Annotated in this window: 26 protein-coding genes and 6 pseudogenes; 6 read left to right on the top strand and 26 right to left on the bottom strand. The window is 40.6% G+C overall.

The annotated features are described in order from the left end of the window. Nucleotides 1-76: 76 nt before the first annotated feature. The 11 genes and pseudogenes from G4D76_RS13230 to bshC (G4D76_RS16300) form a co-directional block, all read right to left on the bottom strand. Nucleotides 77-871 carry a cell division protein FtsQ/DivIB gene (locus G4D76_RS13230; protein ID WP_213810120.1) on the bottom strand — a complete coding sequence of 265 codons (795 nt, stop codon included), beginning with the start codon at nucleotides 869-871 and terminating at the stop codon, nucleotides 77-79. A 200-nt stretch (nucleotides 872-1,071) separates the two neighbouring features. Then, nucleotides 1,072-1,251 (bottom strand): hypothetical protein, encoded by a 180-nt coding sequence (locus G4D76_RS13225; RefSeq protein WP_213810119.1) that lies wholly within the window; start codon nucleotides 1,249-1,251, stop codon nucleotides 1,072-1,074. Between the two features lie 20 nt (nucleotides 1,252-1,271). After that, the gene (locus tag G4D76_RS13220) at nucleotides 1,272-1,652 is read right to left on the bottom strand and encodes a Mur ligase family protein (RefSeq protein ID WP_213810118.1); all 381 of its coding nucleotides are present in this window, start codon (nucleotides 1,650-1,652) and stop codon (nucleotides 1,272-1,274) included. Further along, the gene (murD, locus tag G4D76_RS13215) at nucleotides 1,649-2,614 is read right to left on the bottom strand and encodes a UDP-N-acetylmuramoyl-L-alanine--D-glutamate ligase (protein ID WP_213810117.1); all 966 of its coding nucleotides are present in this window, start codon (nucleotides 2,612-2,614) and stop codon (nucleotides 1,649-1,651) included. Before murD ends, G4D76_RS13220 begins: the two co-directional genes overlap by 4 nt. A 1-nt stretch (nucleotide 2,615) precedes the next feature. Beyond that, nucleotides 2,616-3,576 (bottom strand): annotated as a pseudogene (gene mraY / locus G4D76_RS13210) (phospho-N-acetylmuramoyl-pentapeptide-transferase). A gap of 8 nt (nucleotides 3,577-3,584) precedes the next feature. After that, nucleotides 3,585-5,636, bottom strand: a complete 2,052-nt coding sequence (locus tag G4D76_RS13205) for a penicillin-binding transpeptidase domain-containing protein (protein WP_250130008.1) — start codon at nucleotides 5,634-5,636, stop codon at nucleotides 3,585-3,587. Between the two features lie 79 nt (nucleotides 5,637-5,715). Next, complete coding sequence (gene ftsL / locus G4D76_RS13200) at nucleotides 5,716-6,093, bottom strand: cell division protein FtsL (RefSeq protein WP_026858471.1); 378 nt, start codon at nucleotides 6,091-6,093, stop codon at nucleotides 5,716-5,718. An 11-nt stretch (nucleotides 6,094-6,104) separates the two neighbouring features. Next, nucleotides 6,105-7,034, bottom strand: a complete 930-nt coding sequence (gene rsmH / locus G4D76_RS13195) for a 16S rRNA (cytosine(1402)-N(4))-methyltransferase RsmH (RefSeq protein WP_213810115.1) — start codon at nucleotides 7,032-7,034, stop codon at nucleotides 6,105-6,107. An 11-nt stretch (nucleotides 7,035-7,045) separates the two neighbouring features. Next, nucleotides 7,046-7,477, bottom strand: a complete 432-nt coding sequence (gene mraZ / locus G4D76_RS13190) for a division/cell wall cluster transcriptional repressor MraZ (RefSeq protein WP_026858473.1) — start codon at nucleotides 7,475-7,477, stop codon at nucleotides 7,046-7,048. 137 nt (nucleotides 7,478-7,614) lie between these two features. After that, the gene (gene bshC, locus G4D76_RS13185; protein WP_256440498.1) at nucleotides 7,615-8,682 is read right to left on the bottom strand and encodes a bacillithiol biosynthesis cysteine-adding enzyme BshC; all 1,068 of its coding nucleotides are present in this window, start codon (nucleotides 8,680-8,682) and stop codon (nucleotides 7,615-7,617) included. Continuing rightward, on the bottom strand, nucleotides 8,679-9,182 hold the full coding sequence (bshC, locus tag G4D76_RS16300) for a bacillithiol biosynthesis protein BshC (RefSeq protein WP_256440497.1): 504 nt from the start codon (nucleotides 9,180-9,182) through the stop codon (nucleotides 8,679-8,681). The genes bshC (G4D76_RS13185) and bshC (G4D76_RS16300) overlap by 4 nt, the downstream gene beginning before the upstream one ends. A 111-nt stretch (nucleotides 9,183-9,293) precedes the next feature. Here bshC (G4D76_RS16300) and G4D76_RS13180 point away from each other — a divergent pair. Continuing rightward, nucleotides 9,294-9,744, top strand: a pseudogene (locus tag G4D76_RS13180) (N-acetyltransferase). A gap of 464 nt (nucleotides 9,745-10,208) precedes the next feature. Here the strand turns inward: G4D76_RS13180 and rpmF are convergent. Together rpmF and G4D76_RS13170 are read right to left on the bottom strand one after the other, a co-directional pair. Then, nucleotides 10,209-10,388 (bottom strand): 50S ribosomal protein L32, encoded by a 180-nt coding sequence (gene rpmF / locus G4D76_RS13175; protein WP_026858476.1) that lies wholly within the window; start codon nucleotides 10,386-10,388, stop codon nucleotides 10,209-10,211. A gap of 2 nt (nucleotides 10,389-10,390) precedes the next feature. After that, the gene (locus G4D76_RS13170) at nucleotides 10,391-10,909 is read right to left on the bottom strand and encodes a YceD family protein (RefSeq protein WP_213810114.1); all 519 of its coding nucleotides are present in this window, start codon (nucleotides 10,907-10,909) and stop codon (nucleotides 10,391-10,393) included. A gap of 136 nt (nucleotides 10,910-11,045) precedes the next feature. Here G4D76_RS13170 and G4D76_RS13165 point away from each other — a divergent pair. Continuing rightward, nucleotides 11,046-12,175: pseudogene (locus tag G4D76_RS13165) on the top strand (nucleotidyltransferase). On the opposite strand, the gene coaD reads toward G4D76_RS13165, so the two are convergent. Beyond that, nucleotides 12,162-12,653, bottom strand: a complete 492-nt coding sequence (gene coaD, locus G4D76_RS13160; protein ID WP_213810113.1) for a pantetheine-phosphate adenylyltransferase — start codon at nucleotides 12,651-12,653, stop codon at nucleotides 12,162-12,164. The pseudogene G4D76_RS13165 and the gene coaD sit on opposite strands and share 14 nt — an antisense overlap. A 9-nt stretch (nucleotides 12,654-12,662) precedes the next feature. Further along, a complete protein-coding gene (gene rsmD, locus G4D76_RS13155; RefSeq protein WP_213810112.1) occupies nucleotides 12,663-13,232 on the bottom strand; it encodes a 16S rRNA (guanine(966)-N(2))-methyltransferase RsmD in 570 nt (189 codons plus the stop codon). A 27-nt stretch (nucleotides 13,233-13,259) separates the two neighbouring features. On the opposite strand from rsmD, the gene G4D76_RS13150 reads away from it, so the two are divergent. Beyond that, nucleotides 13,260-13,631, top strand: coding sequence for a DUF7147 family protein (locus G4D76_RS13150; protein ID WP_213810111.1), 372 nt, complete (start codon nucleotides 13,260-13,262; stop codon nucleotides 13,629-13,631). Between the two features lie 96 nt (nucleotides 13,632-13,727). Here the strand turns inward: G4D76_RS13150 and G4D76_RS17265 are convergent, their stop codons facing one another. Further along, complete coding sequence (locus G4D76_RS17265) at nucleotides 13,728-13,895, bottom strand: DUF2129 domain-containing protein (protein WP_371814512.1); 168 nt, start codon at nucleotides 13,893-13,895, stop codon at nucleotides 13,728-13,730. Nucleotides 13,896-13,982: 87 nt separating this feature from the next. Between G4D76_RS17265 and G4D76_RS13140 the strand changes: the two genes are divergently transcribed. Continuing rightward, a complete protein-coding gene (locus G4D76_RS13140) occupies nucleotides 13,983-14,903 on the top strand; it encodes a glycerophosphodiester phosphodiesterase family protein (protein ID WP_213810110.1) in 921 nt (306 codons plus the stop codon). Nucleotides 14,904-15,433: 530 nt separating this feature from the next. Here G4D76_RS13140 and G4D76_RS13135 read toward each other — a convergent pair. Further along, nucleotides 15,434-15,871 (bottom strand): YlbF/YmcA family competence regulator, encoded by a 438-nt coding sequence (locus G4D76_RS13135; RefSeq protein WP_213810109.1) that lies wholly within the window; start codon nucleotides 15,869-15,871, stop codon nucleotides 15,434-15,436. Between the two features lie 122 nt (nucleotides 15,872-15,993). Here G4D76_RS13135 and G4D76_RS13130 point away from each other — a divergent pair, with 122 nt between their 5' ends. Then, nucleotides 15,994-16,362 (top strand): YugN family protein, encoded by a 369-nt coding sequence (locus tag G4D76_RS13130; protein ID WP_213811061.1) that lies wholly within the window; start codon nucleotides 15,994-15,996, stop codon nucleotides 16,360-16,362. Here the strand turns inward: G4D76_RS13130 and G4D76_RS13125 are convergent. The 7 genes and pseudogenes from G4D76_RS13125 to cyoE form a co-directional block, all read right to left on the bottom strand. Next, complete coding sequence (locus G4D76_RS13125) at nucleotides 16,352-16,882, bottom strand: DUF420 domain-containing protein (RefSeq protein ID WP_371814511.1); 531 nt, start codon at nucleotides 16,880-16,882, stop codon at nucleotides 16,352-16,354. The two genes, G4D76_RS13130 and G4D76_RS13125, sit on opposite strands and share 11 nt — an antisense overlap. Nucleotides 16,883-16,893: 11 nt before the next feature. Continuing rightward, nucleotides 16,894-17,712, bottom strand: a complete 819-nt coding sequence (locus G4D76_RS13120) for a cytochrome c oxidase assembly protein (protein WP_250130335.1) — start codon at nucleotides 17,710-17,712, stop codon at nucleotides 16,894-16,896. A gap of 278 nt (nucleotides 17,713-17,990) precedes the next feature. Continuing rightward, nucleotides 17,991-18,332 (bottom strand): cytochrome C oxidase subunit IV family protein, encoded by a 342-nt coding sequence (locus G4D76_RS13115; RefSeq protein ID WP_213810108.1) that lies wholly within the window; start codon nucleotides 18,330-18,332, stop codon nucleotides 17,991-17,993. After that, a complete protein-coding gene (locus tag G4D76_RS13110) occupies nucleotides 18,333-18,959 on the bottom strand; it encodes a cytochrome (ubi)quinol oxidase subunit III (RefSeq protein ID WP_213810107.1) in 627 nt (208 codons plus the stop codon). Continuing rightward, nucleotides 18,959-20,876: pseudogene (locus G4D76_RS13105) on the bottom strand (cytochrome c oxidase subunit I). The gene G4D76_RS13110 and the pseudogene G4D76_RS13105 overlap by 1 nt, the downstream one beginning before the upstream one ends. A 2-nt stretch (nucleotides 20,877-20,878) precedes the next feature. Then, a pseudogene (gene coxB / locus G4D76_RS13100) lies at nucleotides 20,879-22,010 on the bottom strand (cytochrome c oxidase subunit II). 30 nt (nucleotides 22,011-22,040) lie between these two features. After that, nucleotides 22,041-22,958 (bottom strand): heme o synthase, encoded by a 918-nt coding sequence (cyoE, locus tag G4D76_RS13095; RefSeq protein ID WP_213810106.1) that lies wholly within the window; start codon nucleotides 22,956-22,958, stop codon nucleotides 22,041-22,043. Nucleotides 22,959-23,277: 319 nt separating this feature from the next. Here cyoE and G4D76_RS13090 point away from each other — a divergent pair, with 319 nt between their 5' ends. Further along, nucleotides 23,278-24,075, top strand: coding sequence for a COX15/CtaA family protein (locus G4D76_RS13090; RefSeq protein ID WP_371814510.1), 798 nt, complete (start codon nucleotides 23,278-23,280; stop codon nucleotides 24,073-24,075). A 335-nt stretch (nucleotides 24,076-24,410) separates the two neighbouring features. Here the strand turns inward: G4D76_RS13090 and G4D76_RS13085 are convergent. Continuing rightward, a pseudogene (locus tag G4D76_RS13085) lies at nucleotides 24,411-25,468 on the bottom strand (FtsW/RodA/SpoVE family cell cycle protein). A 162-nt stretch (nucleotides 25,469-25,630) separates the two neighbouring features. Continuing rightward, the gene (locus G4D76_RS13080) at nucleotides 25,631-25,903 is read right to left on the bottom strand and encodes an Fpa/YlaN family protein (protein ID WP_084135691.1); all 273 of its coding nucleotides are present in this window, start codon (nucleotides 25,901-25,903) and stop codon (nucleotides 25,631-25,633) included. Between the last annotated feature and the right edge of the window lie 48 nt (nucleotides 25,904-25,951).

The raw sequence follows: 25,951 nt of genomic DNA, 5'->3' as shown, positions 1-25,951 counted from the left end.
TAATACTATTTCTAGTTTACATTATACTCTGATTAATGTGAACTATTTCAAAAGATTTGTTTTACTTTATGTGTTTTTATTCTTCAGCAGCACTGTCTATTTCACCAAGTGCTGATCTTACACCGTCGAGTGCTTCATTTATATCTTCGATATAACCCGCCTGTGACGGTTCATTATAAATATTATCTTTAATTTCACGTGCATCGGCGCTGTCGTACGGCAGATAACTTGTGCCGACTTCCATATCTATTATACCGCCGGTCTCCTCACCGATTTCCTGACGGATACCGATATAGTAATTCATTTTATCACTAAACGTTTCATAATCTGCAACTATTTCCTGACCGTCATTCATGAACACGTGAATACGGCGCATCGAATTATCTGTCGGCCGGAAATATATTTCTGAAATACTTTCCAGTATATCAACTTCAATTTCGTTCAGCGCTGCAACAAGCGCATCGAATTCTTCACCTTCGAAATTGTAAATAATCGGTGCATTGCGGGGAGCACTTGGATAGCCCCGCTGTATTCTGCTGTTTTCGAGCACCGGAAAATAAAGATCTTCACTATTAATATAAGCAATAGCTTTATATTCATTAACGTTAACTGTAACATTATTCGGCCAGTCACGCTCTACAGATACTTCTTTAATAACCGGCAGCAGTTCAACGTTATCCTCAGCTTTGCCGGCAGAAATACTGAACATCTTATCCCCGGTACTAAAGCCGATCCGCTCTTCAAGCTCTGCTTCTGTAACCAGGCTGTTGCCTTCAAAACTTATTTCTTTAACATCACTGGCGCTTGAAAACACATACCATAAGAGTACACCGAGCAGCAGTATTAAAAAGATTATAATTCCGATATACATATGTACTCGTTTAAATTGAAACTCTTTTTTGGGTTTCTTCGGTTTATCTTTTCTTTTATCTGCCGCTGCTGTTTTTTTACCGCCAGACTTTTTATCTTTAACAGTTTTATTTTTCTGTTTACCTTTTTTCTTATTATTTTTATCTTTGGTATTTTCAGCAGCGGTTTTTTTATCTTCAAAATCTTTATAGTGTTCAATTGTTAATGATAAATCCGCATCTTCTGATTTTTCTTTTTTTGGAAACTCTTTGGTTTTCGGCTCTTTTTCAGCTTCATCTTTACTACCGGATGGTTTAGCAGTATAGCCGACATACTCAGTATCCTGACGTTTCTTTTTAATTTTTCTTTAATGTCATCGATATTATTATCATCGTTACTCATCGGCTATACCTCCTTATCTTTTAGCTGAGTTTTGCGAAGCCTTCCTTGAAGTGATCCCCGCGGCGCTCGTAATCTTTATACTGATCCCAGCTCGCACATGCCGGGGAAAATAATACTGTATCTCCCCGGACTGCGTAACGATGTGTCAGTTCTATCCCTGTATACGGATTATCAGTCACGTCATAAGGAATATTCAGCTTCTCTGCAAGTGCTTTAAACTTAGGGGCTGTTTGTCCAAATGAGACAATCCGCTTCACGTGTCCTGCATACTGCATTAACTCGTCGAGTGACTGCCCGCGGTCCAGTCCGCCTGCAAGCCAGATAACCGGTGTATCAAAACTCTTCAGTGCAAATGATGTTGCCAGATTGTTTGTCGCTTTGGAGTCGTTATAATAAATCACTTCACTTCACCGACTTCGCCGAGACGCTCAAGTCTGTGGGATATACCGCTGAAAGTAGTCAGTGTCTGTTTCATTGCATCCAGACTTACACCGTGCGCTGAAGCAACGAGCAGTGTTGCAAGAATATTTTCGATGTTGTGCTCACCTTTTAATACAACATCTTTAACCGGCATGATTACTTCACCATGCACGATTAAATTGCCGTCAGCTGCATATGCATCAGCTGCATTATCAGCGTCAAAATACTGGATGCGGCATTTAATATCCAGTCCTTCCAGCATAGACGCCTGTTTTTTATTGAAAATCAGCAGATCATCTGCTGTCATATTTTTAAATATTTCAAGCTTGGCGTGAACGTATTCTTCAACCGAGCCGTGATAATCCAAATGAGCTTGATAGATATTCGTAATGACCGCAATATTCGGTCTGAATTCTTTAATACCCATCAGCTGAAATGATGACAGTTCCATCAGCAATGTATCATCAGCTGCCGCTTCCATTGCAGCGTCTGTTGCAGGATAGCCGATATTACCGCATAAAATAGGACTGCTGCCGTTATTTTCAAGCATCTCACCTAAAAGATGTGTGCACGTTGTTTTACCATTTGTGCCGGTCAGCGCATAAATCGGTGCTTCGCTTAGATGATGGGCAATCTCAACTTCTGTAACAATTGGAATCTTTCTTTCTTCTGCTTCTTTTAAAAAGGGAATACTGTACGGGATACCCGGGTTTTTAACGATTAAATCTGCTTGATTTAAAAGATTAGCCGGATGGTGTCCGTCGACTATTTCAACACCCCACGCATTATATTTCTGTTCCGATTCTTCATCAGAGAATACTTCATTCGTCGTCAGTGTAACGTTTGCTCCTAAACTGACAAGCGCATTTACAGCACTTTTTCCACTTCTGCCATAACCGAGTACGATGACATTTTTATTCTCGTATCCGCTGAATAGTTTCATCTTACATCACTCCTAATATTACACCGAGCACACCTGACAGCAGGCCGACTGACCAGAAGACGATGACGATTTTCCATTCATTCCATCCTGACAGTTCAAAATGGTGATGAATCGGCGTCATTTTAAATATTCTTTTGCCGGTTGTTTTATACGATGCCACCTGCATCATTACACTTGCTGTTTCAATTACGAAAACCAGACCGATAAGTAAGAGCAGCAGACTGCTGTTCAGAAGAATCGATACCGTTGCAATAATACCGCCGAGTGCGAGTGAACCTGTATCACCCATGAACAGTTTTGCCGGATATTTATTAAATATTAAAAATCCAATCAGTGAACCAATTAAAATAAAAAGAAACAGTGCAATTTCCATCTCACCTGTTACAAGGCTGATTGCAAGGAATGAACCGAATGCAATAATCGATGTTCCTGTCGACAGTCCGTCAAGACCGTCTGTTAAGTTCACAGCGTTAGAAAATCCGACGAGCCAGAACACAATCCAGACGACAAAGAATATACCGAGCGGGATAAATAAATCAGTTCCCGGAATCTGAATGCCTGCGTCGATATCAGGAATCCAGTTAATCATTATAAAAAATAATGACTGCAACTGCTATTTGTGCAAGAAACTTTTGTTTTGATGACAGTCCTGCATTATCTTTTTTAACGACGATAATATAGTCATCGATAAAACCGATTAATGCAAAACCGATTGTAACGATTATTAACACGAGCAGTTTATAAATATCATCAACGAAGAACAATCCGATAACGGACAGGACGATTGTCACTAAAATAAATGACAGTCCCCCCATCGTCGGTGTTCCTGTTTTAATCATATGGCTTTCGGGTCCTTCTTCCCGGATAGTCTGACCAAATTTCATGCGTTTCAATAAAGGGATTATAATTGGTATCAGTATGGCAGTCAGCACAAGTGCAGCTGCGAAAAATATATAATTCATAGTTCCTCCTAATCGTTCGGGTCATTAGACGATAAAGTGATTTCCACAGCAGTTTCTTCCGTTATTGCTGTGCCCGCATTTTGTGACTGGCTGTTTACGTAACCTTCACCTTCGACTGTAATATTTATACCTATAAAGTCAGCCAGCATCAACGCTTCCCGTTTCGAAAGCCCTTTGAAGTCCGGCAGTGTCGGTTCACCATCTGTTTTTACAAACAATGAATCGTAAGGCAGCAGCGTGTCATCCTGCGGAAAATGCTCAGTAATCTCTGTACCGTTCCCGACTATTTTCACATCAATTGTATCATTTAATTCGCCAGTTAAGGCGTCTAACTTCTGCCCTCTGTAGTCTCCGATTTCGACAACATTATGATCACCTGATACGTCCGCTTCAGATACTTCTAAATATTTCAGCGTTCGTTCCATCAGAGGATTAAAGCCGCGTGCGACACCGTTATCCCATGTTTCACTTTTGTTCTCACTGGCAAGCTTAATACCGTAATAGACAATCACTTCAGGGTCTTCTTTTGGCGCATACCCTAAAAATGAAGTGAAGAATTGATAATCTCCATCCATATATCCGCCTGTGTCCGGATCATAAATCTGAGCAGTACCGGATTTCCCCGTAACTTCATACTCATCAGATTTATACTGAGGGTTATGATCCAGCGAACCGTCAATCAGTGTATTCATTTCAGACACGGTCTTCTCTGCCGCTTCCGGAGAAATAACCTGTCTAACTGTTTCTTCCTTACCGTCATATACGACCTTCCCGGAATCATCCGTAATTTCGTCAACATAAGGTTTCTTCATTTCGCCTTCATTCAACAGTGCCGTCATACCCTGAATCAATTGAATCGGCGTTACTGTCGATGTCTGTCCGAAAGATGTTGTCTTCTGCTGCAGTTCATTATCCCAGGCCATCTGTCCTGTAACTTCTGTCGGGAATTCAGATCCTGTTGTCTCTCCAAAGCCGAAGTCTTTATAATACTGAAGCATTTTATCTGCGCCGACTTTATCCTGCAAAATCATCATCAGAACGTTTGAAGAATACTGCATACCTTCATTATAAGTAATATCGCCCCAGCCTTCAGTTTCCCAGTCGTAGATCGTTGAACCCATTACGTCCATCGAGCCTGAAGTATAAACAGTATCCGGGTCGTAGGCGCCTTCTTCGATAGCCGCTGCCAGTCCGAATACTTTAAATGTTGAACCCGGTTCAAATGAATATTCATAAAGCATATTCAGCCAGCTGTTCCCGAAGCCCTCACGCGTTTCAGGGTTAAATGTCGGGCGCTGACCGCTTGCCAAAATCTCACCTGTATCTGCATCAGCGACAACCGCAATTAATTCTTCCGGCTCAAAATGCTCTTCCATATCCGATAATGTATCTTCAAGATAGAGCTGAATATTCGGATCGATAGTCAGTTTAATATCATGCCCGTTGACCGGCGGTTTAACATTATCAGAGTTCGGCACAATATAACCCCAGACGTCCTGAGAATAATCCACACTGCCCGGCTCACCTTGCAGCAGGTCGTTATAAATACGCTCAAAACCGAGCTGCCCGTCGAGGCCGCCAATGTCATCATTTAATTCAGCAAAGCCGATTAAATGCGAAGCAAATTGCCCGTTCGGATAAAAACGTCTCGTTTCGGGTTCAAAAACTATACCTGTCGCCTCTGATTCTTCCAGAAACTTCTTATCATTATATGAAACATTGCGTCCAGCCTGTCCAAGTTCCATCTGGAACTGGCCCTTTTCAATGTTTTCTTCAATTTGTTTTTGTATTTCTGCTTTATCCATATCGACAACTTCAGCAAGTAATGCTGCTGTCTCTTTTGGATTGCTCACGTGATTTGGATAATTCTCATCCGTAATTATGGCAATCCGGTAAGCTTCCATATCAGCTGCCAGGATATTGCCTTCACGGTCGACAATTTCTCCGCGTTCGGGTTCATTTATCGCGCTGACGGCATACTTATCCTGCCCTCTTGCGATTAAATCTTCATCATCTATCGTCTGAAATATCATCAATTTCGTGAATTGTCCGATAATCAAAAGAAAAAGCACTCCTATACCGAAATATATCAGGAGTGCGCCAATTGTTACCTTGCTATTTTTAAGACTGAGTTTCCGTCTAATCTTCGCCATACTTTTCTACAACCTTTACATTGCTATTATTCAAATCTAAGCCCAGTTCCTGAGCTTTTTCGTATATGCGATCGTAGGAAGCAAGGTATGTGACTTCAGTATTCAGCTCACTGATCTCACCATTTTTAACTGCAATTGTCTGTTCTATAGATGACTTCTCACTTTGATAGTTGTATGCTTCCATTTTCAAAGATAGCACATATATGGAAACCGCTGCAATCAGAACCGCCAGCGTTATGTAAATAGCCATTTCCATCCGCTTTATCCCGACAAGTTTTTCTTTTTTCAGGGTTTTCGGCTGACTGTCAGGTTCTCTGTATACTTTTTTCGCAGGATTTACTTCAGTATATCTTTCTACTACCATGTCAACACTTCCTATACTTGTTTCTCAGCAATTCGAAGCTTCGCACTGCGCGCACGCGGGTTGGACTCGAGATCGTCGCCTTCGGCGATAATCGGTTTTCGATTTACCCTTTTTAATACCGGTTCATAGCCCTCAGGGATAATCGGCATATTTCTTGGCAGCTCCGGCCCTTTTTCGTATTCAACGAACATCTGCTTGCAAATTCTGTCTTCTAAAGAGTGGAATGTGATTACCGATACACGGCCATCTTTGTTCAGCAGTTCAATTGCCTGCTCCAATGAACGCTCGAATACACCCAGCTCATCGTTAACTGCAATACGGAGCGCCTGAAAAATACGTTTCGCAGGATGTCCGCCTGTTCTTCTAAACTTCTGAGGAATTTGTGATTTAATAATTTCCGCCAGTTCGGTCGTTGTTTCAATTGGTTCGATTTGTCTTAAACGCTCGATTTCTCTTGCAATTTTTTTCGAAAACTTCTCTTCACCGTATCTGAAAAAGATACCGACTAAAGCTTCGTACGGATAATCATTAACAATTTCGTAAGCATCCAGCGACTGCGTCTGATCCATTCTCATGTCGAGTCGTGCTGTCTTTGAGTGACTGAAGCCCCGTTCTGTAACGTCTAGCTGCGGACTTGAAACGCCGAGATCGTAAAGTATACCATCGACACTTGTCACACCTAATTCGTTAAGTGCTGTTGTTATATTTTCAAAATTTGTATGAATTAAAGTTATGTTACTGTTGTCTTTAAATTTTTCACGGGCGTTATTTATCGCTGTCATGTCCTGATCAAATGCATAGACATGGCCTGTTTCAAGCTGTGACAATAAATATGATGTATGTCCGCCGCCGCCGAGTGTTGCATCGACATATATGCCGTCCGGTTTAATATTTAAACCATCGACTGTTTCTTTCAATAAAACTGAAGTGTGGTTGAACAATTTGTCACATCCTAAAGGTCAAAATCGATTAAATCTTCTGCTATATCTTCAAAGTTATCTTCTGATTCTGTATAAAAATCTTCCCAGGCTGCTGAATCCCAAATTTCGATTCTGCTGGATACACCGATAACGGTGCAATCTTTTAATAATCCTGCGTATTCACGCAGATTTTGCGGGATATTGATGCGTCCCTGCTTATCGATTTCCACGTTCGTTGCACCCGAGAAAAATAATCTCGTAAATTTACGTGCATCTTTCTTAGTCAGCGGAAGCGCTTTAAGTTTTTCTTCTATGCGGCTCCATTCGTCCACTGTATAAGCAAATAAACAGCGGTCGAGCCCTCGCGTAATAACGAATTGTTCATCGAGTAATTCTCTGAATTTGCTCGGCACAATTATGCGGCCTTTCGTATCCAAATTATGTTTATACTCACCCATGAACATATTCTCACCCCGCTATATATTAATTTACCACATCTCCCCACTTTCCTCCACAAATTATAAAAAGATTGCCAAATTATTTTGTCAAATTAAAAAAGCGATTTCTTCAAATGAAGAAATCGCATGGTATCCGCTAATTATTAACTTTTTATGACCGTTAATTTCTCTGTATAGCTGAGTGGGGAATAATCCCAATTACTCACCGCAAACTGCCAAGGGTGATAGAGTCTTTCCTGCAATGCGCCATTCGGCATCAATTTTTCGCTTAATTCGTCCAGATTGTTGAGCTCTTGTCTTAAACTGCGTTTTACATCCACTGAGTAGCGTTTTTTCAAATAATCAAGTTCATTCATATGGCGTTTTTTGTTACCGTCGATTATCCCGCTCTTAAAATATTCATCCGCGTGTTCATACAGCGGCTTAAATGCATCTTCAAGAGTCGATTTTACGCGTTCAATTTCATTTATAACCTCATCATTTGTATGAGTTTTAATAAGCGTCTTTTTTTGCTCCTCTATCTGTTCGGAGATACTGTTATCCAGCATCAGCTCATATCTTTTAAGCAGCTTGCTGATTCTGTCATCCACATGCATAAATTCCATCCGCTTCATGACGATCGGCATCTCGACATTCATTGCACCGAATACTTTATGCAGCTCTCCCCAATACGATACCTCGGCCCCGCCGCCTAAAAATACAGCAGTGTTAAACAGCATTTCCTGCATCAGCGGTCTCGTCACGACGTTATTGGAAAACTCCGCCGGCGACTCTTCAATTTGTTTCAATACTTCATCATGACTCAGGTTTTTATCACCAAGAATGTAGCCGGAGCCGTCTTTGGCTTCAGTCAGCAGCGAACGTACTGTTGTCGCATTCACAAACAGATGAACATTCGTGTCTGTTTGAATGACCGGTGCTTTATTGACCGACTTTAAAAATTCATTCTGTCCGGATTTAAATGCATCGTCAATTTCTTTATGTTTCTTAAATATTTGCTGCATCATCGGCACTTCAAGCTCACGCACCGATTCGAGATGTGAATTAAAAATTACCAGACCATCATCTTTAAATGTTTCGTGGACCAGACTGTGAAATAAGTCCGTCCACGACGTACATCGCTCAATAGATTCAGATACTTTCTTCTTTAACTCTGCTGCATAATCCGAGTCACCGATATAACCCAATACTTTATCAAGCGTTTCAGTCATCGCTTTTTATCGTAATTATAAAAACCGACACTCATCGGCACTGTTAAATTGGGCTTGTAACTTACTTTAATCCGTCTGCGGTGATAGGTATCATAAAGATGTGTGTGATTCACCTCTTCAAAATCGTGATCCTCACCTGCAATCCAAAATACCGGTACTGCATCGTAGCCGTGATTTTCTTTCATTTCAACCACGACTAAAATTGATATAATTTTATGAATAATGTACGACGGGCTCATAAATAATCCTGCCTGCTGGCCGGCAATAACAACCTTATGTCCTTTTTTCAGCAGTTCAATATTATGCTGCTGCTCTTGTGATATGCCGTACTGTGACATATCCGCTTCGATAATGCTGCCGAGCTTTGCAGTATGACCGTGTACCGGACGCTGAAGCACTTCTTTAATGCTTTTTTCATCGTACGATAAACCGCCGTAGAACTGTTTAATGTCAGTTTTATTATGTATGTTTTTAGAAAAATCAATAGTCTCAAAATGCATAAATCTTTCTCCTCAATTAATGGTTATTCAAAGTATAAAAGTTATTTAACTATAAAACAATTGAACGGCTTAGCAATTATGAATATACTGTATAAAAAGGAGCGTTGCCAAATGTCAAAAGTAAAAAATTTAGCGATTAACTACAAAACAGCAGAAGAATTTAAAAAATTCCGTGAGTACGGTTCCCAGGAACTTCACATATGATGAACTCGAAGCCAATGTAATCGATGCAAATATCGATTCACCTTTTTACGGTATTTACCAGGGCGATGAACTGGCAGCACGAATGTGCCTGTATCGCCAGGAAGACACAGAACATCCGATTAACTCTGACACAGCTGATTATTTAGTTATATGGAAACTTGAAGTGCTGGAAAAATATCAGGGCAGAGGATTCGGCAGTGAACTGATTGAGTACGCCAAATCATTTAACATTCCGATTAAAGCCATCAGCCGCTTCCAAAACTCCCGCAATTTTTTTGAAAAACATGATTTCGACGCCCACGAATATGATATCGAACGCGATTTGGCAGACGAATCACTAATGTGGTATCCAAAATAATACTTATCTGATGTGTAGAGCCGGGCTGGTAATTTAGTCCCGGCTTTTTGCTTTAGATTCTGCCTGGAATCGTTGGATTTTGTTGTGCCGGATGTCTATGAGAGTTATTCATAGAATTTCTAAACGTTGCGGAGACCTATGAAAGTCAGTCATAGAATTCCTAAACGCTGCGGAGACCTATGAAAGTCAGTCATAGGATTCCTAAACGCTGCGGAGACCTATGAAAGTCGGTCATAGGATTTCTAAACGACACGGAGACCTATGAGAGTCAGTCATAGGATTTCTAAACGACACGGAGACCTATGAGAGTCAGTCATAGGATTCCGACCTTCCAAACCAATGAAACCCGCTCATGCCGCTGCAAAAGATTCCCGCCTAACTCCAGCCTTCAAACATAAAAACACAAAAAAACGGTCTGAAGATCTTAAAGTTAAGATTTTCAGACCGTTTTCTTATTAAGGCAATTAGTTAGCACTTGCTACGACTTCTTCGCCTTTGTAGCTTCCGCACTCTTTACATACACGGTGAGCTAATTTAGTTTCACCGCAGTTTGAGCATTCTACCATTCCTGGTAATGAAAGTCTCATGTGTGAACGACGTTTATTTTTACGTGTTTTTGATGTTCTTCTTTTAGGTACTGCCATTGTTATTCCTCCTCATCGCTTAGCTTTAAAGCTTCTAGTTTTTGTAATCTCGGATCCACAGCCGGTTTTTTACCGCTGGCTTCCGATTCATCCATTACTGTCCAACCACTTGCTCCTGATGACCCGGGTAGCTCGTCACTCTCAGTATAAACTGTCGGTAAGTTAACGATTAGCAGTTCTCTGACTACAGGTTCCAAGTCCAGTGTATGGACCAGCGGATGCAAGTTGTCATCATCTGTTTCCTCGTCTTCTTCAAGTGTTTCATCGAACACTTCGACAGATTGTATTTCGAGAGGCAGACTAACGGCATCACCGCTCCGGCTGTCGATCATCTTAACAACCGCCGATATATGCAAGTCAACATCTACTCGATGATGTCCGAAAAACATATCACCATATATATTAATATCTTCTACAGCAAGTATGTCCGCACGATCAAACAATGTGTCTAACTGAACAGTTTCATCAAAAGTGAATTTCTCACTGGCGTACTTTCTTATTTGTGAAAGCGACCATTTCATACAATTCCACCTCTTATGAGCACAACAGATATTGTACAATTATAAAGAAAAAGTGTCAAGTTTTTTTCTTAACAAATAACTTCAATCTGTCTAATATTTTGATACACTTAGTATAACATTTATCGGGGGTTTATGTATGAAAATTTTAGCATTAATTACAGAGTACAACCCATTCCACAATGGGCACATTTATCATATAGAGAAAGCCAAGGCGCTCACAGAGCCCGATGTCACTATTGCCATTATGTCAGGAAACTTTACCCAGCGCGGCGAAATCGCAATTACGGATAAGTTTACACGGACAAAAGCCGCACTTAAACATGTCGACCTCGTCGCAGAGCTCCCGTTATTAAACGCTGTAAGCTCCGCGGATGATTTCGCACGCGGCGGCGTGCATATTGCGGATAAACTCCAGGCGACTGACCTGGTGTTCGGCAGCGAGTCCGGCAGCATCGATGCACTGATTAATGCAGCGGACGAAGCCACCCTCTTTGAAGATTCACCGGAGTTTCATGCGCTTCTAAAACAAGGGTACAGCTATCCGCGCGCAATAAGCGCTCTGGCCGACAGTTCTCTGCTTTCGTCTCCGAACGATACGCTTGGCATCGCTTATATTAATGCACTTAAAGAATTAGATTCATCAATCAGACCCGAAACGATAAAGCGTATCGGCAACAACTACAGCGATGCTTCGTTATCCAGCGCTGAATTCTCAAGCGCGACAAGTCTGCGCGCTGCACTGTTCCAGGGCAATACGGAACAGGCTCGAAACTTCATGCCGGAGAGTCTTATCGATCAAATGACGGGCAGTCATTTAGCTTCTAATGAAGAGTTTTACAAGACGTTGAAAACTGTTATTTTAACCCGTTCAGCAGAACTTAAAAATATTTAATGATGACGGAAGGACTCGAACACCGTCTGAAAGATAAAATCCGCAGTGCCGGCAGCTATGATGCATTTTTATCAGCAGTAAAAACCAAACGCTACACGTGGACACGGCTCAGCAGACTGATGATTGCAATTCTTTTAAACATTACCGAAGACGTGATGGATCAGCATACGCTGGGTGACAGCGTGCGTATTCTCGGCATGACGAAAAACGGTCAGCAGTATTTAAAAACCCTCGATTCTGTAACTATCATTACGAATGTAAATAAGAAAAACCGCGACCTTGTATCACACGAAGTGACGGCCACGGAAGTCTATAATACTTTTACCGGCAAAAACAAGAATGATTTCAATACCCCGGTGATTATTGTTCCTTAAATTTCTCCTTTAATGCATCTTCAATCAGCGGCGGCACGATATCTTCAATCTTGCCGCCGTATTTTGCAACTTCCTTAACAATCGATGATGAAATAAATGAATAATTATTATTCGTCATTATATACATCGTTTCAATCTGGCTGTCGAGCTTTCTGTTCATGCTCGTCAGCTGCATTTCGTATTCAAAGTCACTGACCGCACGCAACCCTCTAATAATTGCATCCGCTTTGACCTGCTGACAAAAATCGATAAGCAGTCCGTCGAACTGCACTACTTCGACATTATCCAGATGACCCGTCACACCTGAGATTAAATCGATACGCTCATCCGGTGAAAATAAACCCTGTTTTGAAGAGTTTCTTAGCACTGAAACGTATACTTTATCGAAAATTTTACAGGCGCGTTCTATAATATCCAAGTGTCCGTATGTAATCGGATCAAAACTGCCCGGTACTACAGCTATTTTACTCTTTGTCATAATGCTCCCCTACTTTCCTTCTGTAATCAGCAGCCACACTTTAATCGAGCCGTATTCATTTTCTCTGACGACTTCAAATCCCTTATGGTCAAAGCTTTCATTTTTACCCGCTTCAGCAACAATTCTGCCGCCGGATGCCAAAATATTATATTCTGAAATAAGTTCGAGACTTTTATCGATTAGTTTCTTATTATAAGGCGGATCCAAAAATATCAGGTTGAATGATTTCTCACGTTTCCCCATGGCTTTTAACGCCCGGCGGTAATCGTTGCGGAAAATTTCCACCGGCTCATCCAAATTTTTAGTATTCTCTTTAATAATTTTAATTGCGTCACCTGCACCGTCGATAATCATCGCGCTGTCGGCTCCGCGGCTCAGCGCCTCAATTGCAAGACCGCCTGTGCCTCCAAACAGGTCCAGTACGCCTCCTTCGACGTTGCCAAGCATGCTGAATACACTTTCACGCACTTTATCGCTTGTAGGCCGTGTATCGTTTGATTTTAACGTATGTAATTTCTTTGCTTTATATTTTCCGCTGATAATTCTCATAAGTATTGCCCTTTCATTTGGCTCTGTCATATATTATAATTTATAGGAGTTGATTACATGCAAAAATTCATCACTATGGGTGAAGGCTACCACGAAATATTTGAATTACAGGCGCTCATTGAATATAATCATGAACGTGTTAAGCATGCGATATTTTTATACAACGATAAATCGCCTGCTACATTTTTACTGGTTATGCAGCCTGTTGAACAGGACGTTCAGGCAATCTATACTGTTTTTAACGGCATCGTCTATAACGAAGGTCAGGGTAAAAAATATCAGTTGATAAAATCATGGTGTGAGGATAAAAATCTCAGCATCGTTGAATTTTCAACAAAATCACCGGAAGACTTTTACGAACAGGAACAGTTCTACCAGTATTTAACCGGGATTTTACGCTTAAATCATCTGGTTATTCCAATGACCTGATTTACATTACGCGATAATCTTCTTTTTCTTTATCTTCAGTATGATATTCGCGTTTTATATTTGGGTATTCACTCAGTACAATATCAGTAACAAATTTTAATTTACCAAGGTCTGCGAGTGTTTATCCAAGTCGTTTTCATCGATGTACAAAAGGACATATTTCTTAGTTTTATTCACATAAATTAAATGTCCGTGCCGTTTCAATTGTCGAATGAATTTATTTTGTTTAAAATAAACATATATACCAAGTCGGTTGACTAACATTGACTGACCACCTATCTAAATCTTTAGAATCATAATAACATATATCTTATATGTTTTTTAAATGAATATCTCATGGAGGTTTCCAACATGGCAAAATGTTTTAAAAGAATGGTTACAGCAGTCGGCGTTGCAACAGGTCTGACACTTGGCCTTTGGGCTGGTACGAAATTAGTGAAAGAAACGAAAGTGCGCGATATTAAACCGTATTTCAAACAGCGTTCACCGTATGTATTCGCACACCGCGGCGGTATGGGGCTTAGTCCTGAACATACACGCATTGCATTTGATAAAGCATCCGAGTTCAATGTAGAAGGATTCGAAATCGATATCCGCTTAACGAAAGATGAAGAAATTGTAGTCTTCCACGATGCGTATGTAGACAGAACATCGAACGGCGCCGGGAAAGTCAGCAACCTGACACTGGACGACTTAAAAGAACTAGATTTCGGCTACCACTTTACCGATGTTGAAGGAAATCACCCTTACCGCGGACATGACAAGGCTAAAATTGTCACGCTGCGTGAGCTGATTGAGGAATATCCGGGTAAACTGATCAATATCGATATTAAAGATGATCCGGACACTTATTCAGGCAGCCTCGTTCCGAGTCTCCTTTACCGTCTCATTACTGAGCTTGGAGCTGAAGACCGCGTACTCGTAACAAGTTTCCACGATATTCAAATTAATCAGTTCAATCTGTATGCTGAAGATAATGTCGCACTAGGTGCAGGTGTCGATCAGGTCAGCCGTGCTTACTTCATGCACCGTGCAGGATTCGGTCATATGTACGAGCCGCAGGCAGACACGTTCCAAATCCCAACGGAATACAACGGCATTCGTTTAGATACAAGTCGTTTTATCGAGTACTTAACGAGCCTGAATATCGCAGTAGGATACTGGAATATTAACAAGATGGATAAAATGGATGAACTTATTCAAAAAGGTGCACACACTATAGTGACCGATTATCCGGATATCAGCTATCACCTTTTAAAAGAAAGATATTAATTTTATATTTGATTAGGCAGGATTCGCAAATGTGCGGGTCCTGTTTTTGATTTAAGCGTTGGGGTATGCATGACAGGCTTTCATGCATATCCGAAGCTTTTCGGGCTGGCATGACAGAGTTTCATGTGTATCCGAAGCTTTTCGGGCTGGCATGACAGGGTTTCATGTGTATCCGGGACCTTCGGGACTGGCATGAAAGGGTTTCATGTGTATCCGGGACCTTCGGGACTGGTATGACAGGGTTTCATGTGTATCCGGGACCTTCGGGACTGGTATGACAGGGTTTCATGTGTATCCGGGACCTTCGGGACTGGCATGACAGGGTTTCATGTGTATCCGAGACTCCTGGGACTGGCATGACAGAGTTTCATATGTATCCAAGACTCCCAGGACTGGCATGACAGAGTTTCATGCGTATCCGAGACTTTTGAGACTGGCGGCTTTCATACGTATCCCAAACTTCCAGTACTGCACCCGTTTTAATCCAATAAAAAAACACGCTCCCAAATGGAAACGCGTTTAAATATATATTAACCTGCACAGCTGCAGCTTCCGCCTGTTGCACAGCCGCTGTTTGAACTGTTTGAGAAAAATGGATTACTGCTGACGATATTTGCATGAGGACTGACCGATTGGCCTATAATAAAGAGTATTTCATCCAGCAGCGACTGCAGCTGAAATTCCGCTCTTCTATATTCCATAATTATCGGATGCATGTCCAATGCTTTTTTATACTGATTAATCTCTTTTCGCTTCGTACTGAAATCAGGATGATATTTGCCAAATCGTTCAACATCGATAAAATCTTCTTTTAAACGTGCAAAATGCTCAATCATTCCTTTGACTTCAGCGTCTGTGTCCAAGAGCGCTTTATAATTACAGTAGTTTTTATATTCTTCTGTCTCAGTAACCATATCGTTTAGAGAGTCTAGTGAATCCATAATTTCAAAATCTATACTTGTTATCATATCAATCACTCTCTCATTTTTATCATATTGATACATTTGTTACTATATGATAAATACCATTTGCAACCTGTATTGTAATAGATTAAAATTAGGGTAATGGATAAATGATAGGGGGCAAAATGATGGTTTTTGAAAACTCAGGTATTGAAAATGTAGTCATTCCACAAGGCTCACTGCAGGATATTATGAACCACAATGGTTGTGTTCTTGGCGGCAGTTGGGATTATGAACGTATGACTTTCGATTATAAATACGAAATTCCTGAAGGTATTTATTACTTACGTTTTCCTGGATATGCAGTAGATGGAGACGTTGGTGCAAATGATGCAACAATGCAATTAATGGACCCGTACATGGGTAAACATTACTATCCGACTGGCATCGAATACGGCAGCGACGAAGTATTCCCTGAACGCATCGTTGAACATGCGATCAGCAAAATTAGAACAATCAACAAAGAACTAACTGAAGTTGCTAGTTTTAATTTATAATAGCTGCTACATAGAAAAACCTCTTACAGAAGTTAATCTGTAAGAGGTTTTTCTTAGTTCTGGTGGAATATAGCATCCCATAAGCCGGTTGTTTCCCCGCCCGGATAAAGAATATAAAGAATGATATTACCATAATGCCGGTAATCGCTGTAAAGAACCAGATTGTCGCAGCTGTCATACCGAATTTTCTATGATAGCGAAGTTTATTCTTCTTGCCGGTAAATACTTGAATTCCTCCGAAAATACCACCCGTTGTCGCCAGAATAATATGACTGACAAGGAATATTACATAGTATATTTCAAGTGAGTCCGGCCCTCCGAACTGTGTATTCCCAAGGAATATTGTTTTCGATATGTAGATAACGAAAAATGATAACGCAGCAATCGCAGCGAATGTCATGAATTTCTCATGCGACTCTACATTGCCTTTTTTAATATGATAAACCCCGATTGCCATAAATATCGCACTTAAGACGATAAATGACGTACTGATCGTGGGCAGGATAAAATAAATGTCCAAGATGTTTCCTCCTATACTCTAAAGCGATTATTCATTTCTTTTTGTGCCTGTGCTCTTTCTAAAGCACGTTCAGTAATCTGATCTGCATTTTTACGTTCTTCGTTAAACCATTTAAAGAATATATGAGCAAGCATAACACCAAAAAATACTTCCTGAAGTACTTTCATAATAATTCCGCCTGTCCGCTGATCTGAAAGCGGCGTCATATTCGTGAAATACTCAGGTCCTGATATCATACCGGCGCCGGCAATACTGTCAAGAATCCCTGCCGGAACACATAATGCCATGGCATTCAGCCACGCTTCCCCTTCGGTGTATGTTGAATACATCGGCGAGCTCGCAAAGATAATAAGCGCACAGGCCGGTGTCACAAACACACCGATACCGAAAATATAAAGCAGTTTAAATAATCCGCCCAGCTGTTCTTCTTCCGGCTCCACTTTGTTAAATATCGGATAGAATGCCATTACAGCAATCAGGAACATTAACGCAAGTACGAGCGTATGAAGTGTTGCACTCATTTTTAGATTATCCATAACAACCGGCAGATGGTAAATCGAAAATGCAGCAATAAGCAGCATCAGCGTTACCAGCGGTTTTTTCGCCCCGAGACGGAGCACTGGACCAATTACCGGCAGCTTCACAATATATTTCTGAAGATAATCCGGCACACTGAAATAAATCAGCGGTGCGATTAAAAACAGTACGAACGCCATTTGCACCATGTGGAACGTAAATAAAATATGACTTAATAAATCTACAGGTGCCCCGTACATTGCATACAGTAAAATCATATTAGTAACGAATAATGCGCCTTCTTTTTGAGTCAGCGGGCGCCCGCCTTCAAATTCCCTGTACCATCTCGTCGTTATCAGAAAAATACTGCTGTAATGAGAATGACAAAAGCCAGGAAAAATGGACTCCAGTTTGCCATGAAACCAAATATTTTAATTGAAGTTATATTTTCCATCAGTACCACCTTAAATTTGACCTTATTACTTCTAGTATAAAATTATTGCCATTATAACTCAAGACGATAAAAACACACAAAGTGACAAACTGTTGACCAAAAAAAAGATGACCTCCAAAGAGATCATCTTTTTTTGTATTAGATTGGCTGTCCAATCCATACGATATAAATGAATGTTACGCAGAATGCAATTGCGAAGAACATTCCTACAATCATAAACAGTTTAGCAAACTCATGCCCTTTATCTTTCATATGCATGAAATAGTAGAACTGAAGAATAACCTGAATGAATGCAAACAACATTACAATTCCCATTATAAATGTTGCATTAAAATCCAGTGCAACCATACCGAACGCCATAAATGTTAAGAAAATCATAAATGAAAATCCTGTAAGCTGCAGACGCATTTCTTTAGTTCTCTGACGTCGAAGATTTCTCAATTGAGTTTCTGTCATTGATCTCGCTTCTAATTCAGCCATTTATATCACTCCTAACAGGTAAACGATTGTGAAGATGAATACCCACACAACGTCAATGAAGTGCCAGTACAGTGCTGCAGTGTTAACTTTAGCTGCTGTATAAACTGATAAACCGCGCGTTGCGTTACGGATAATCAGACCCGTAATCCAAATCAGACCGATAATTACGTGGAAACCGTGCGTACCAATCAGAATGTAGAATGCACTACCAAATGCGCTGGATCTGAATGTATGTCCAAGATGTACGTATTCATAGAACTCGTAAATTTCCAAGGCAAGGAAGCCCGCGCCAAGTAATACTGTAATTGCTAACCATAACTGCATCTTGCTGAAATTATTATTACGCATGTGATATATAGCGTACACACTCGTCAGTGACGATGTAAGTAGTAACATCGTCATGACAAATGCAAGTTCAAGCTGGAACAAATCAGCTGGAAGCATATGATCAGAGCTTGGCACGCTGTCTTTTAATGCGAGGTAAGTCGCAAATAATGATGCAAATAGTACTGTCTCTCCGCCTAAGAATGTCCAGAAACCGACGAATTTGTTTTTACCTTCGAGTGTTGCTGTCTCCGGGTGCTCAGGCCACTGTTCATTAGGGACATTATATTTCATTTCAGCCATTATTTAGCACCCCTTTCAAGTTCTTCAAGATCTCTCAATACTTCTTCCTTAGTTACATAGTAACCAAGATCATCTTTGAATGAGCGTACAATCATTGAGATAAATGTAATTGCAAGTCCAATTACAAGTACCCAGAATGCCCAAGGTCTTACAGGTAAGTCTGCTACTGCATCGATTGCCCACTCTTTGCCTGAAGCAAAGTACAGTGCACCAAATGAAGCAATGAATAGTCCTAATGACATTACAAATGGAATGATTGAATTATTAGGCATGTGGAAATCATCAAGTGATTCCGCCGGAAGCATTTCTCCGTTACCTTCTTTTTTCTCAATCCAGAATGCATCTAGTCCGCGCACTAAAGGAATCTGTGCAAAGTTATAATATGGTACTGGAAGTGGTAATGACCACTCAAGTGTACGTCCGTCACCCCATGGGTCACGTCCAACTTTTTCATTTTTCGCTATTGTCATAATAATATTGATTACGAGAATAATAACCGCCAGTGCCATTAATAATGCCCCGGCTGTCGAAATCATATTTGCTGCGTTGTAACCCTGTCCGTCCAAGTAAGTGAATACTCGGCGCGGCATTCCCCATAATCCTAAGAAATGCTGGATAAGGAAAGTCAGGTGGAAACCGAAGAAGAATAACCAGAATGTTATTTTTCCTAATTTTTCACTCAGCATCGTAGCGAACATTAACGGCCAGTAGTAGTGAAGTCCTGCAAGTAATCCGAACACCACACCACCAACGATTACATAATGGAAGTGAGCTACGATAAAGTATGAGTCATGGTACTGGTAGTCAGCTGGAGCTACTGCCTGCATGATACCAGTTACCCCACCCATAACGAATGACGGGATAAATGCAAGTGCGTAAAACATAGGCGTTGTAAACTCTATACTTCCGCCCCAGATCGTAAAGATCCAGTTAAATATTTTAATACCTGTCGGTATTGCGATTGCCATTGTTGCCAATGCGAAAATTGCGTTGGCTGTCGGTCCAAGACCTACTGTAAACATGTGGTGTGCCCATACCATGAATCCGAAGAAACCGATAAGCACTGTTGCGAATACCATTGCTGAGTAACCGAACAAACGTTTACGAGCAAATGTTGAGAATATTTCAGAGAATATTCCGAATGCCGGAAGGATTAATATATAAACTTCCGGGTGACCGAAGATCCAGAATAAGTGCTCCCAGATAATCGTGTTTCCTCCAGCTTCTACTATAAAGAAGTTGGAACCGAACATACGGTCAAAAATTAACAGGAAAAGACCTACTGTTAAAGGTGGGAATGCGAGGACAATCAGTACACCTGCAACAAGTGTAGTCCATGTCATAAGCGGCATTCTCATATACGTCATACCAGGTGCTCTCATCGTAATGATTGTTGTTACGAAGTTAATACCTGATATTAAAGTACCTGCCCCTGAAACCTGAAGTCCAAGTGCATAGAAGTCAACCCCGTGTCCGGGTGATGCAATTGACAGTGATGCGTAGCTTGTCCAGCCCGCATCTGGTGCTCCGCCTAAGAACCATGAAAGGTTAAGGAAGATACCACCAAAGATAAATAACCAGACACCCAATGAGTTTAAGAATGGGAATGCCACGTCACGTGCACCAATCTGGAGCGGTACGGTAGCGTTCATAAACGCGAATAACAGCGGCATCGCTGCCAGGAATATCATGGTTGTTCCGTGCATTGTAATTACTTGGTTAAACAATCCTGCTGAAAGGAAGTCGTTATTCGGCACTGCAAGCTGAATACGAATCAGCATTGCTTCGATACCACCGAGTACGAAGAAGAATCCACCAGCAATTAAATAGTATTGCAATTTTCTTATGGTCAACGGTTGTCATATACTCCCAAATCGTTGCCCAAAAACCATTTTTCTTCGCTGTTGCTTTAGACATTACTAGTTACCTCCCTCTTCTGACTCTTCATCTGCAGCTGGTTCTCTTAATTGCGATACATCGCCGGAACCTTCTTCAACTTTAAGTTCCATTAAGTATGATGCTACTGCTTGAATTTCATCGTCAGTTAATTCGTAAGTGCCTGCCATCTTGTTATCGGTTTGAACTCAGGATCTTTAATCCATGCTTCAAGGTTTTCCTGATCATGTTCTAAGAATCCAGCGATTAATTCACGGTCACCGAAGTTAGTTAAGTTAGGACCCATAGCACCCGGGCTGCTTGTCGGTGTTGCTGCGTGACATGCCATACATGAGTTATTGAAGATTCCTTCTCCGCGCTGTGCATCTTCAGATGAAGCCTGTACAGGTTCTTCAACTGCTTTCATATCTGCAAGCCACTGATCGTACTCTTCTTCAGGTAATGCTTTAACTTTAAAGTCCATTAATGCGTGTGACGGTCCGCAAAGCTCAGCACATTTACCGTAGAATAAACGGTCTGCTTCCTGAGATGCATCATCGTCGAATACTAAGTAGAAGCTGTTAATGCCGTCGATGTTAGTATCCATTTTACCACCGGCTGCCGGTACCCAGAATGAGTGTTTCACATCTGCGCCCTGCAGGTTGAAGTAAACTTTTTTATCAGTAGGAACAACAAGTTCCTGAGCTGTTACTACTTCTTCGTTAGGATATTCAAATTCCCACCAGTACTGATATGCTCTGACGTTGATTACTGTTTCTTCAGCGTTTACATTGCCATCAGCATCTGTCATAACTTCAGTATCTGCTTGTTTAAATACGTAATATACTGTTGGAACAGATAAAACGATAAGCAGTAGGATCGGAATAGATGTCCAGATAATCTCAAGTGTGTGGTTTCCGGAAACATCTTCCGGTTCGAAATCCTCACCTTTTTTACTTCTGCGGCTCTTAATACTGCGATAGTGAACAATACAGTAACTACTGCAATAACAAGCAGCATAATAATGATTGATAATACCATTAAGTTGAACTGTTCTTGTCCGACTTCACCCGCAGGTCTTAAGGTACTTAATTCATTAGTACCACAACCGGCCAGGAAAAGAGTAAGCGCAGAAACTAATAATAGTGCCTTACCTTTAAGAAAACTTAAATTCATTGTTGGACCCCTCTTTCATTCATTTACTTTTTAAATATTCACAAGTAAGCCGGCTACGATAATCATGACGAAAAATATCACGACGTAGTTGAGTGAAAAGACAAATATTCGCCCGGCATAGCGATTATAGTCTGTAATCCGTTTGAACCGGTTAACACTTAAATAAAACCAGATAACGTTAAGCACGGTTGTCAGTGCAACAAACCACATACCAAGTTCAAACATCATAAGTGGTGTGAACAAAAGAAGTGCCACCCAAAAAATAATGGAGTTTCTTGTGCGAACATTTCCCTTCACAGAAGGAAGCATCGGAATGCCAGCCTCTTTATATTCATCGCTGCGTCTGATGGCAAGTGCATAGAAATGAGGCATTTGCCATACGAACATTACGATAAACATTGACCACGCTAACATGTGTAGATTTGGCTCAAATACTGCCCAGCCTATTAGCGGAGGCATTGCTCCGGGAACTGCTCCTATAATTGTGTTTGAGACAAGATGTCTTTTTGCAAAAATCGAATATACAACTGCATAACCAAACGCTGCGGCTAACCCTAGAACTCCAACAGTCGTGTTGATTAAAAATAACATTGCCAGACCGATTCCGAACATCGAAAATCCGATTGTAAGAATCTCTTTGCCTGAAAATGTTCCGTCAATACTCGGTCTTTCCTGTTTCGACTTCATCAGCCGGTCAATATCTCTGTCATAGAAATTATTAAGGGCACAAACGCCTCCGATGACTAGTGTCGTACCTAGAAGCATCAACAGCATGACAGGAATTGCTTCGAAAAATGAAATGTTATACATAACAGCAAGAAAACCAGCTGCGAATGCAGGTATTAAGTTCGCTTTAATTATGCCATCCTTGATGAGTGTTTTAATTGCTTTCAGTTTTTTGCTGCGTGCTGTTTGATGTACCTCTTGCTGATATACATCACTGTGCATCTATACGCCCCCTTTCATAAACAAACACATTTACCTTTAATAATAGATTATCCCGGTCACATTTTCTATACATATTTGAAATAAAATTGTTACTTTTTGCATTGTTCATGAATTATTCATCAATATGCCTCATTATGATACGGGTTCTGCTTTATACTCGTAAGAGTATGGTATGAATCTCTACACTAGTTAATTTTACCATAGTTTTATAAATTGTTAAGAGCTATATAAAACTTTGCACATTGCAAAGAATGTTATTCTAATATATATTTATTATTTGTATAGCGAACAAAAACGCGATTGTTTGAGGTGTTGCATTTTGTATAGAAATTTAAAGATTGTAGCAATTATTACGACACTGATTATGGTATTTGTACAGATTGGTGGCGCCCTTGTTACAAAAACAGGTTCTGAAGACGGCTGCGGAGAAACATGGCCGCTTTGTCACGGACAGCTTATTCCTAAAGACTGGCCGCTCGACACAATTATCGAACTCGCACACCGTGGAGTTTCAGGTATTGCTATTATCTTCCTATTAATATTAGGTTATATGGCATGGAAACAAATTGGACATGTCCGCGAAGCTAAATTCCTTATCTATCTGTCACTCAGCTTTATCCTGATTCAGTCATTGATTGGTGCAGCAGCTGTAATTGGTATTTGGGAAGGCGACTTCGTACTTGCAGCCCATTTTGGCATTTCATTAATTTGTTTTGCAGCAGTATTTCTGCTGACAGTACTTATTTTTGAAGTCTCACACGGCGTTCATGAACGTAAAATTTATGTCAGTCCATTTTTAAGATATAACACGATATTACTTACCATCTACATATATTTTGTTATTTACAGCGGAGCGCTGGTAAGACACACTGACTCGTCACTTGCATGTACAGAATGGCCGCACTGTATGCCGGGAGAAATACTCCCGGGCAACTTTTATCAGGCTGTGCAGATGGGACATAGATTCCTCGTCGGCGTATTAGCAATATGGATGCTGTTAATTCTCATCCATGTTCTGAAGAACTACAGTAATTCACCGATTATAAAAAGGGTGGATTATCGCATTTATTCTTCTGATGACACAGGTATTAACAGGTATGCTCGCAGTAATTACTAAAGTAAATATTTTCATAGCATTATTCCACGCATTGTTTATTACACTCTTGTTTGGACTGCTCTGCTACTTCATTATGCTGTTATCGAGAAATAAAGACTAGAACTGATTCCCCGTCAATCTTCGAATTGGCGGGGAATTTTTCATAATTATTTACTTAAGGATATGCATTCATAAAATAGATATTCGAAAAGAAGGTGGCAATCTCTATATTGAAATCCATAACCGCCGCCGTTCATGGCCTGAAACTCAAGTTCAACTCGATAATACAACAGGTAAAAAATAAAAAACCTTCTGACATTAAAATAAAATTTAATGTCAGAAGGTTTTTATTATATTTATTTACTTTTAAGTTCAATTTCTTTCTGCTTAACATGTTTCGCTGCAATTATCAGCAGACCGATTGCAATCGACACACTGAGGAACGATGATCCGCCGTAGCTTAAGAGCGGCAGAGGCACACCTGTCAAAGGAATAATTTTCGATATTCCGCCGACATTTATAAATACCTGCATCGTAATATACATCGCCACACCAATACATACAATTCTGTAAAATGTATCCGTAGAACGATGGGCATAAGTTAATGCTTTAACGATAATAATTAAGTACAGTACTACGATTAACAGCACACCTATCAGGCCGAGTTCTTCTGCAATTACCGCCATTATAAAGTCGGTATGCGGCTCGGGCAGATAACCCAGTTTAATAATGCCGTTACCGATTCCCGTTCCAAACAGTCCGCCGTGCGAAATCGCGATAAGCGAATTCGTCAGCTGATAGCCCGTCCCCATAGGATCGTTAAACGGATGGAAGAACGTTTCAATACGATGCATCTGATAAGCGGACAGTACAGAGCCTTTAACAAGATATGTAATTCCTGCTACCATACCCATTGCAAGTGTTCCGAATAATGCAGACCAGCCCAGTATTTTGAATGGAATTCTGACATATAAAAACATACTGAGTATAATTGATGCAATTACAAGCCATGTCCCCATATCATTTATCAATACCAGGCCTGATATTACAAGAATGAAAACCAGCGGAAAGATACTCGAATAGTCGTCGTTGCTGATTCGTTTTTCCCGCCTTGAATATAGTAGGCCAGATATAAAATCGCCACAACTTTAAAGAACTCCGATGACTGCAGTCCAAAAGCCCCAAAACTAATCCAGTTACGCTGTCCGTTAACCTCGGTTCCGAAAAACATAGTTATTAAGAGCAGTATTACAATCCCCACAAGCATTAAAAGCTGTACGCCTTTCATTTTGAAAAAGTTGCCACTCATAAAATACGTCATAAAAAAGACGATGCTGAAACCAAGTATAATGAACATCAGGTGCCTGATATAGTAATGTTCAGAGTTTCCTTCGTTCATTTGTGCTGGTACCATACTTGCACTGTAAACCATGACAAGACCTATGAGTGACAGTGCAACATATGCGATTAGTATTAAAAAATCCACGTATTTGGAATACGATTTTACATAATTGAAGAAATTTTTTATAAATTGCACGCCTGTTCCCTCATTTAAAAAAGTCTAAAGAAATATTCTTTAGACTCGATTCTTTTCTTTTTCCATATATGCTTCGTGTACTTTGGATACTTCAACTTCAAGATGATCCAGAATAGCACGGCCGTCTTGTGCGTCAACTAAGCCAAGTCTCACTGCAAAATTTATTTCTTTCGATAAGCCGAACATTTGTGTATCCAGTACTTCTTCAAACACAGGACACTGGGGCATCGTTAAATTTTCCATTTGAACTTCGATTAGTTGGAGAATTCTATCGGCGTCTTTGTCTAATTGGTCATAAGCAATTTTACTCATTTGTTTTTCACAGACACGCGGTTCCCCCCTCATTTACTCTTCATAAAA

The sequence above is a fragment of the Jeotgalicoccus sp. WY2 genome, from assembly GCF_018437745.1.
Classification (GTDB): domain Bacteria; phylum Bacillota; class Bacilli; order Staphylococcales; family Salinicoccaceae; genus Jeotgalicoccus; species Jeotgalicoccus psychrophilus.
This window is presented reverse-complemented; position numbering and strand designations above follow the sequence as displayed.